The organism is Streptomyces sp. (genome assembly GCF_036566765.1).
Lineage (GTDB): Bacteria > Actinomycetota > Actinomycetes > Streptomycetales > Streptomycetaceae > Streptomyces.
Map to the genome: position 1 here is coordinate 1 of NZ_DATCVQ010000293.1, position 8,537 is coordinate 8,537.

Consider the following 8,537-nt stretch of genomic DNA (forward strand, 5'->3'; position numbering starts at 1 on the left):
CCGGACCGCCGCGCCGTCCCGGCCCTGCCACGCCGCCGCCAGCGCGTGCACCCCGCCCGGCCGCCCCGGCACCGCCCGGGCCACGAGGCGTATCCGCAGGCCGGGGCGGGCGGACAGGAGCCGCAGGTTCTCGGCGTACGGCAGCTCGGGGCGCTCGTCGGGGGCGTACAGGGCGACCGTCGGGCCGTCGGTCACCGCGAGGCGGCCGGCCGCGGTGACCGTGCCGTCCAGGAACAGCAGGCCGTCGCCGTCCGCGGCGGCGAACTGCTCGGCGGGTGTCCGTCGCCACAGCGCGTCCGCGGACGCCTCGAACCACCCCGCCCCCGGTACGCGGACCGACCGCACGTCGCGCCCGCCGCCGACGCGGCCGTCGTGCGACACGGTCGGCGAGGTCAGCAGCACCCCGCCGCCGTCCCCCAACTCCCGCAGCGACACGGTGCATCCGCCCGGCACGGTGGACGCGGCCGCCTGCGCGACCCGCTCCGGCCCGCCGGGCCGGACGTCCGCGAGCGTGTACAGGCCGCCGTCCGGGGCGACCGCGTACGTGGTGACGCCCGCGTACCCGGACGCGGTGACCACGGCCTCGGTGAACAGCCCGGTCAGCCGCAGCGCTTGGGCGGGTCCGTAGGCGCGCCGCGCGGCCCCCGCCGCCGAGCCCGGCCGCAGGGCGAGCAGCTCCGCCAGATCCGCGGCCAGCGCGTCCAGCCGAAACCCGGGGTCCTCCGACCGCGCCTCGCCCACCCGTTGAGCCACCCGCAGCCCAGCGGCGGCGGCCCGGTGCAGCCCGGCAACCCGCGCCGCGTGCGACGCCCGCACCACCTCAGCCCGCATGACCGCCCCGGTCCCCCCGACCCCGGCTGCCAACACCCGCTCCCCGACGGCCTGCAGGGCGTGGAGGGCATGGAGCTGGGCGGGGGTGGGGGACGCGGGGGCCGGAGCGTCGGGGTGCGGCACCCGTACGGGCGGGGTGGGCCGTGCGTCCGGAGCGGGCGCAGTGGCTTCCGGCACCGGCCCCGGAGCGGGGGCAGTGGCTTCCGGCACCGGCCCCTGCGCGGGGGCATCGAGATCCGGGTCCTCCGTCGGCTCCGGGCCGTGGGTCGCCAGCGGGGCCGACGACAGGACCGCTGCGCGGTGCAGGCACGCAGGCGCCAGGAGGCAGTCGCAGGTTGCCGCGTCCGGGGACGTCACGACGCCTGCCACCGTCCTCAACGTCACCGTCGTGTCGTCGGCCACCAGGACCCGTACGCCCGAGCCGTCCGGCACCGGCTCCACCGGCCAGGTCGCCGCCTTGGCCACCGCCGCGTCGACGCGCTTGCGCAGGCGTGCGGGCAGCAGGTCCAGGGCGGTGGCCGCGAGCTGCGGGGCCACCGGGGGGAGAGCCGTCACCGGCGGTCGCCTCCGATTCGCTCGCCGACCCAGCGGGCCAGCTCCAAGGGGCTCAGGGCCGCGACCGGCATGCCCGCCGCGACCAACTGTCCGGCGACGCCCGCCGAGTACCGCGGCCGGCCCGCGTCGTCCAGCGAGGCGCAGCCCAGGACGTGGCAGCCCGCCTCCACCAGTGCCCGGACCTCCCCGAGCAGCGGGGCCGTCGGACCGCCCTCCTCGAAGTCGCTGACGAGGACGACGAGCGTCCGCGACGGCACCGTCACCAGGCTTCGCGCGTGCCGCAGCCCGCGCGCGATGTTCGTGCCGCCGCCGACCCGTACCTCCAGGAGCAGGCTCAGCGGGTCCTCGACGTGGCCCGTCAGGTCCAGGACTTGGGTGGAGAACGCCACGAAGTGCGTACTGAGCGTGGGCACTCCGGCCAGTACCGACGCCGTGAGCGCCGACCAGATCGTCGACGCCTCCATCGACCCGGACACGTCGACGACCAGCACGAGCCGCCAGTCCGACTCCCGCCGGGCGCGGGTCCGGAACACCGGCCGCTCCGGTACGACGGTCACCGCCCCGGTCTCCGCGTCGCGTCGCGCCGTCGCCAGGTTGGCCCGCAGGGTGCGGGGGAGGTCCAGCGGGCCGCCGGGGCGACGGGTCGGGCGCGGGTGGGCCAGTCCGGTGAGCGCGGGGCGCAGTTGCCGGGCCAGTACCTGCGTCAACTCCCGTACGAGACGGGCGACGAGGGGACGCAGACGGGCCAGCCGGTCCTCGGCGAGGCCGCCGGCGTACGACAGGACGGTACGGAGCAGCTCGACGGACGGACGCGCGGCGTCGGGGTCGAGCTCCAGCGCCGCGTCGACCCGGCCCGCCTGCGCGGCCGAGGCGAGCACCTCCTCGCGCACCCCCGGCCCGAACAGCGCGGCCAGCTCCTCCGACCAGGCCCGCACGTCCGGGAACGCGGCCTCGTCGTCGCCGCCGCCCGGGCCGTACCCGTACTCCTCGCCCCGCGCGCCCTCCCCGCGCCCGCCGCCGTACAGCTCGTCCAGCGCGGTAGCGACCCGCCCGGCCTCGCCGCCGAGGCCGCGCCCCCGGCCGAGCAGGAGTCGCCACCGCTCGCCGGCGGTGATCGCCGAGTCCGGCGGCGCGGGGCGGTCGGCGGGGGCCTCGGCCTGTTCGGAGGGGGGTTCCGTGGGTTCCGGGACCTCCAGGCCCAGGGCCGACAGCGCCTCGCGGCCCGTCAGGTCGGCCGTCGCCAGGCGGGCGAGGGCCGCCGGGTCGGTCACCGGGCCAGGGAGGGCGCCGGCGGAGACGCCCGTACGGTCCTCCACCACCGCGAGGAGGCGGGACCGGGCGGCCGGGGAGAGGACGTCGAAGCCGGAACGGAGGGAGGGGAGACGGGTCAGGAAGCGGCGGTCGGGGAGGGCCTCGACGCGCTCGATCAGCGGGTCCAGCGGGCCGGCGGTCTCAAGGAGCGGGCCCGCCGCGAGCAGGACGCCGGTCAGGAACCCGGCGAGTTCCGAACGGAGTTCGGGCGTGGTCGCGCCGTCCACGCGGGACGCGAGCCGCGTGCCGAACCCGGCCGCGTCGCGCTGCCCGAGCAGCACCCGCGCCGCGCCCGCCGCGCCCCGGATCAGCGGGGCGCCGTCGGTGTCCAGGCGGGTCAGCGCGTCGGCGAGCCTCAGCCCGCCGCGGTCCGCGTCCGTCTGGCAGGCGAGCGCCACCAGGGCCCGCGCGTCCTCGGGGTCCGTGGAGCCCGCGAGGCCGTCCAGGGCGCGGACGCCGGCCGCGGCCAGCGCCTCGTACGCGGCGTCGAGCCCGGCCTTCGCCCAGTCCGACGGGATCCCGGGTACGTGGCCCGCGCGCAGGCCGTCCACGAGGGCGAGGCCGTCGAGGAGTTCGGGCAGTGTGCCGGTGGCGGGCAGCGCGGACGTCAGGACGGCGAGCCAGTCCGCCGCCGTGTCCGGCAGCCCGCAGCCGGCCGCGTCGCGGAGGCCCTCCAGCGCCTCGGAGGCCGTCGGTCCGCCGGCCCGCTCCTGCGTGGCGCCGCGGCGAAGCAGCACGCCCTCCGCGGCCTGCTCCAGGGTGACGCCGTGCAGCCCCGCGAGGTCGAGCGACGCCGCCGTGGCCGGTGACCAGGCCGCCGTCCACCGCGTCGTCAGCGCCTCCGCGCCGCCCACCCCGGCGACCTGGCCCGGCTCCGCGTACCGCACCCGGCAGACGGCGAGCCGCCGCAGGGCCAATTCGCGCCGGAGGTCCGGCTCGCTGCGGTGCGGGTCGAGCCGCAGCTCGCGCCGGTCGGGGGCGTCGGGGCGCGGCAGCGACAGGTCGCCGAGCATCGCCTCGACGGCCGGGCCGAGCCCGGAACGCGGGGTGCCCGGCGCGAGGACGCCCTGCCGCGTGCCGACGAGCGTCCGTTCCATCGCGGCGGCCACGACGCGGCCGCGGCCCATCAACTGCCCTTGCGTGAGCACCGACTGCACGGCCTCCGCCAACTCCCCCCGCCCGGCCGCCGGCCGCCCCCGCAACGCGGCCAGGTCCCGCGCGACCCGCACGATCTCCCGCGCGTCGGGCGGCCCGGCAGGATGCCCCACCTCACGCACGGCAGCACAGATCCGCACGGCGGCCTGGACCAACAACTCGTCCAGCCCCTCGACCTCACCCGAGGCCCGATACACCCCGTGCTGCCACTCCGGATCCCGAACCCCCGCCGGATACCCGGACCGCTCGTCCAACAACGCGTACTGATACGGCACAAGAGAGGTCACGATCCCGGTAGCGGCGTCGGCCGCGCGAGCCCGGGCGTGGGGGTCCGCACCGGCGTCCTCGCGCGCCTGCGTGCCGACTTCCGCGCTCCGCGCCGCGTCGGCCTCCGCGTACGGACCCGCCCCCGGCAGCAGTGCCGGGGCGTGGAACGCGCCGATCAGCGCTGCCGTGCGGCGGCCCGCGCAGTCGGCGAGACGGCGTCGCATGTGGGCCTCGCGGCGGAGGTCGTGCGGGGTCACGGACGGGGTGTCCGTGCGCATCGCCCAGCCGACCAGCAGCGCCGCGCGGCGCAGGGCCTCCGCGCCGGCCCCGGGGGCGGATGACTCGACCAGGCGCTCCCAGAGGTCGTCCTCCTCCCGGCCTCCGGCTCGCGCGCGCAGCGCCTCGACCACGCCCAGCCGCGCGGAACCCGTGTCCTCGTCCCGCGACTCCGACCGCGCCGCCAGCGGGAGGTCGAACGGGACGACCTCCACGCCCGCCTCCCGCGCCCAGCGGATCGCCGCCAGCTCCGGGGAGAACTCCGCGAACGGCAGGAACACCAGCTCGCCGCCCGCCCCGCTCCCCGCCAGCGCCACCGGCGGCACCGTCTCCCGGGACGCCAAGTACGGGAGCCAGGGGGCGAACTCCTCCGGGAGCTCCACCAGCAGGACCTCCGGCGCGGCAGCCGTCAGCATCTCCCAGATCGCCGACGCCAGCGCGGGGGAGTGGTGCCGCACGCCGATCAGGTACGGGTCCCGGCACCCGGCCAGCCGATCCAGCGCCGCAGCGGGCTCCGCGGGCTGCCCATGCCTCCCAGGCTCCCCGGCCCCTGCGGGCATCCCGGCCCCTGCGGGCATCCCTGGCTCCCCGGGCTCCCCGGCCCCCCGCTCAGCCCAGCTCATCGCGCAGGTCCCACAGCGTTCGCCACAGCGCCGCGCCGCCCTCCGCGCGGCGGCGGACCGGGCCGTCCCAGTAGCCGAGCAGGCGGGCGTGGTCCGCAGGGTCGTCCTTGCGGACCGTGCCGAGCAGATGGCCCGGCAGCGTGCGCAGGACGTCCCGGCCGTCGCCCAGGTACGCCGCGCCCAGGCCCATCGACGCCGCCACCTGCACCGCCTCCGCCGTCGACATGACCGTCGACGGGCGCTCCACCTCCCAGCCCTCCGCGCTCCGCCCCGTCCGCAGGTCCCGGAACGCGGTCACCAGCGCCTCCAGCACCGCGTCGTCCAGCGCGAACTCCGCGCCGCCGCGGGTCAGCGCCGCAGTCGCCTGCCGGCGCACCAGCGCGGTCTCCTCCGCCAGGTCGCCGATCGGGCCGACCGTCTCGAAGTTGAACCGCCGCTTGAGCGCCGCGGACATCTCCGAGACGCCCCGGTCACGCAGGTTCGCCGTGGCGATCAGCGTGAACCCGGGCGCGGCGTACACCGTCCCGTCCACCCCGCCGCCGGCCCCGCCCACCCCCGCCAGCTCCGGCACCGACATCCGTCGCTCCGACAGCAGCGACACCAACGAGTCCTGGACCTCCGGCAGGCACCGCGTGATCTCCTCCACGCGGGCCACCGCGCCCCGGGTCATCGCCGTCAGCACCGGCGAAGGGACCAGGGCCTCCCGGCTCGGGCCCTTCGCCAGGAGCATCGCGTAGTTCCAGCCGTAGCGGAGCTGGTCCTCCGTCGTGCCGGCCGTGCCCTGGACGGTGAGCGTGCTGGTGCCGCACACCGCCGCCGCCAGCAGCTCGGAGAGCATCGACTTGGCCGTACCGGGCTCGCCCACGAGCAGCAGCCCGCGCTCCCCGGCCAGTGTCACTGCGCAACGCTCCACCAGCGACCGGTCGCCGACGAACTTCCGTGTCACCGCCATCCGCCGGCCGTCCGGGGCCGCAAGCTCCTCCCCGCCCGAGCCGCACACGAACAGCACTGCCGCGCGCGGCGTCAGCCGCCACGCCGGCGGCCGCGGCCCGTCGTCGTACGCCGCGAGGAACTCCAACTCCGCCGCGTACCGGTCCTCGACCAGCGCCACCTGCCGCCCGCCCGCGGCGTCGCCCGTGCCCGCCGCGCCCCCGGCACCAGCTGCCCCCGCACCACGCACCGCGCCCGCCATCTGGACCTCGACCCCACTCATCGCCTGCCTCCCCGCCCCTCGAACTCCACGTAACCCGGCGCGTCTCCGTCCACGACCCGCTGCCACGCCTGGGCGAACAGCTCCGCCACCGGGCGGTCCGGCACCACGAACGCGAAGGTCTCCTGCGGGAGCATCGGCAGCTTCCACACCTCCATCGGCAGCTGCGGCGTCTTCGCCTCCGCCCAGCCGCCCGGCAGGAACAGCGTCCGGCCCGCGCGGGCTCGCTTGGCCTCCACCACCAGCTCGCCGGCGGCCAGTTCCGCGCGGGCCTTCTTCAGGCGGGCCGGCTTCCAGCCGGTCCACTCGGCCTGCTTGCGGTCGGTCGGGTCGGGCAGAGCGAGCAGCATCAGGTACAGCGCCGCCGCGTCCTCGGAGAGGGCGAATCGGGCGGCCGCCTCGGCGACCAGCTCCGGCGCGCTGTGCACCGGATTCTGCGCCGCCCCCGCCGCGCCGCCCGCCCCCGCCACGCCCTCCGCCGTCAGCAGCGCCTCGAACTCCTCGCTCAGCAGCGTCTTCAGCGTCCCCAGCCGGAACGAGGGCCGAGCCACGGCCTCCAGCAGCCGCAGCGTCGGGTGGTCCGCGCCCGACAGCCCGGCCGGGCCGTCCAGCAGGGCCGCCGGACGCACCCACACCTCCTCCGCCTCGGCGCGGTACTCCATCGGGCACAGCACAAGGCCGTCGGCGATCTCGACCACCCCGTCCGCGTCGACGCCGCCCTGGGCGGGCAGCCCGCAGCGCTCCCGGAGCGCCGGCGCGACCGAGCGGCCGTCCGGGTCCCAGTCGACCTCCAGGTCGAGCAGCAGCCCGGGGTCGGACAGTCGCTCCCGCAGCATCCGCAGCGTCACCGGCAGCACCGCTCGCAGCGGATCGCCGAACGGCAGCCGGTACGCCAGCCAGGTCAACGCCCGCACGTACTGGAACACATGGGCGCCGGTCAGCAGCTTCTCCGGCTCGGCCGGCCGCATCCTCAGCTCGACCATGCGCTGCACGGTGCGGCCGGTCAGCTCCGGCTGCGCCTCCGGGTTCAGCGCGACCTCGGCCATCCGGCTCGGCGCCAGCTCGGCGCTCGCCCGGGCCGTCAGCTCCGGCGGCGGAACCCGCCGCCGGCCGCGCACCGCGACCCAGCGCTCGACGGCCGCGGCCACGTCGAAGCCGCACTCCCACACCGCCGGTACGTCCTCGGGCTCCACCGGCAGCAACAGGCCCGTGAACTCCAGCCGTTCGGCCGGGGACAGCTCCTTGACGGTCTCCCGGGCCGTCTCCGCCTCGGCGACCTTCGCGCCCATCGTCGCCAGGATCTCGGCCGGCAGCAACCCCTCGCGGCCCCAGCCGATCAGCCCCGGCAGCCCGAGCAGCACCAGCGCCGCGCCCGGCAGTGCCACCCCCGCGGCCTCGCCGAACTCGGCGGTCCGCTCCGGCCGGTACGGGGCCGGTCCGCGCTCCCGCAGCAGCCGCAGCGCCTCCCGCAGCGCCGGGGCGCGCAACGGGTCGCCCGGCGCGCCGAGCACCTGGGACTCCGTCTCGACGAAGCCCTCCCAGGCCCCGAACCGGCCCTCGGGGTCGTACTCCACGGCCGTCCAGAACGCCTGGTCGTCGTCGACCCGGCGGCGGTCGGTGACCAGCAGCCGTCGTCCGCCGTCCCTGCGCGCCGCGCCCAGGTGCTCCCGCCCGCCCGTCCGGGCGTTCCGGTCCCAGGGCGTCCGCAGCTCGACGAGCCGCAGCCGGCCGCGCGGGTCCACCAGGACCGCGTCGCCGTCCGCGGTCGCCTCCAGCAGCGCCTCGACGAACTCGACCAGGGCCTCCCGGTCCCGCTCCTCCGTCAGCGGCGAGAGCGCCCGCACCACCAGGCTCGCGGCCCCGATCCCGAGGAACGCCTGCCACGGCACCCGGGTCTCGCGGACCGGCCCGTCGGCTTCCGGATGCGCCACGGAGAGCGGCGGGACCCCGTCCGCGACGACGTCCGTGCCCAACACCTTCGCAAGGTGCAGCACGTTCGCCACCGTCGCGTCCGCGTCCGGGCCGTGCGGCAGCCAGGCGTTCGGCTGCACGTTGTCGTCCAGACCGCTCAGCGCGGACATCAGCCGCCCGTCCAGGGCGTGCCGCGTCCGGGTCTCGTCGGCGGCCCGCACCGCCGACACGTCCCGGCCCTGCGCCGCCTTCTCCGCCAGCTTCGCCAGCCGGTCGGCGCACGCCGCCGCGAACTGGACGACCCCGGCCACGCCGGCGACCAGCAGCGGATGCGTCAGTTCAGGCAGCACCCGGGCCACCGCCTCGCCCGGCTCGGCGCCCTCGGCGACCGCGGCGAG

At 77.6% G+C, this 8,537-nt stretch carries 3 protein-coding genes and 1 pseudogene; all 4 read right to left on the reverse strand.

Features of this window, described 5'->3' with window-relative positions; all coding sequences use genetic code 11:
• Positions 1–1,386, reverse strand: a 1,386-nt coding sequence (locus tag VIU94_RS16765; RefSeq protein WP_331912265.1) for a hypothetical protein, incomplete at its 3' end; no start/stop codon positions are given.
• The gene (locus VIU94_RS16770) at positions 1,383–4,973 is read right to left on the reverse strand and encodes a DUF5682 family protein (RefSeq protein WP_331912267.1); all 3,591 of its coding nucleotides are present in this window, start codon (positions 4,971–4,973) and stop codon (positions 1,383–1,385) included. The genes VIU94_RS16770 and VIU94_RS16765, both read right to left, overlap by 4 nt.
• 31 nt (positions 4,974–5,004) lie before the next feature.
• Positions 5,005–6,231, reverse strand: a complete 1,227-nt coding sequence (locus VIU94_RS16775) for an ATP-binding protein (RefSeq protein ID WP_331912269.1) — start codon at positions 6,229–6,231, stop codon at positions 5,005–5,007.
• Positions 6,228–8,537 (reverse strand): annotated as a pseudogene (locus VIU94_RS16780) (hypothetical protein); the annotation flags it as partial. The pseudogene VIU94_RS16780 and the gene VIU94_RS16775, both read right to left, overlap by 4 nt.

What these genes read in the sequence shown, in the direction of transcription:
- VIU94_RS16770 (WP_331912267.1), bottom strand. Translation starts at nt 4,973, where the DNA reads ATGCCCGCAGGGGCCGGGATGCCCGCAGGGGCCGGGGAGCCTGGGAGG.
- VIU94_RS16775 (WP_331912269.1), bottom strand. Translation starts at nt 6,231, where the DNA reads ATGAGTGGGGTCGAGGTCCAGATGGCGGGCGCGGTGCGTGGTGCGGGG.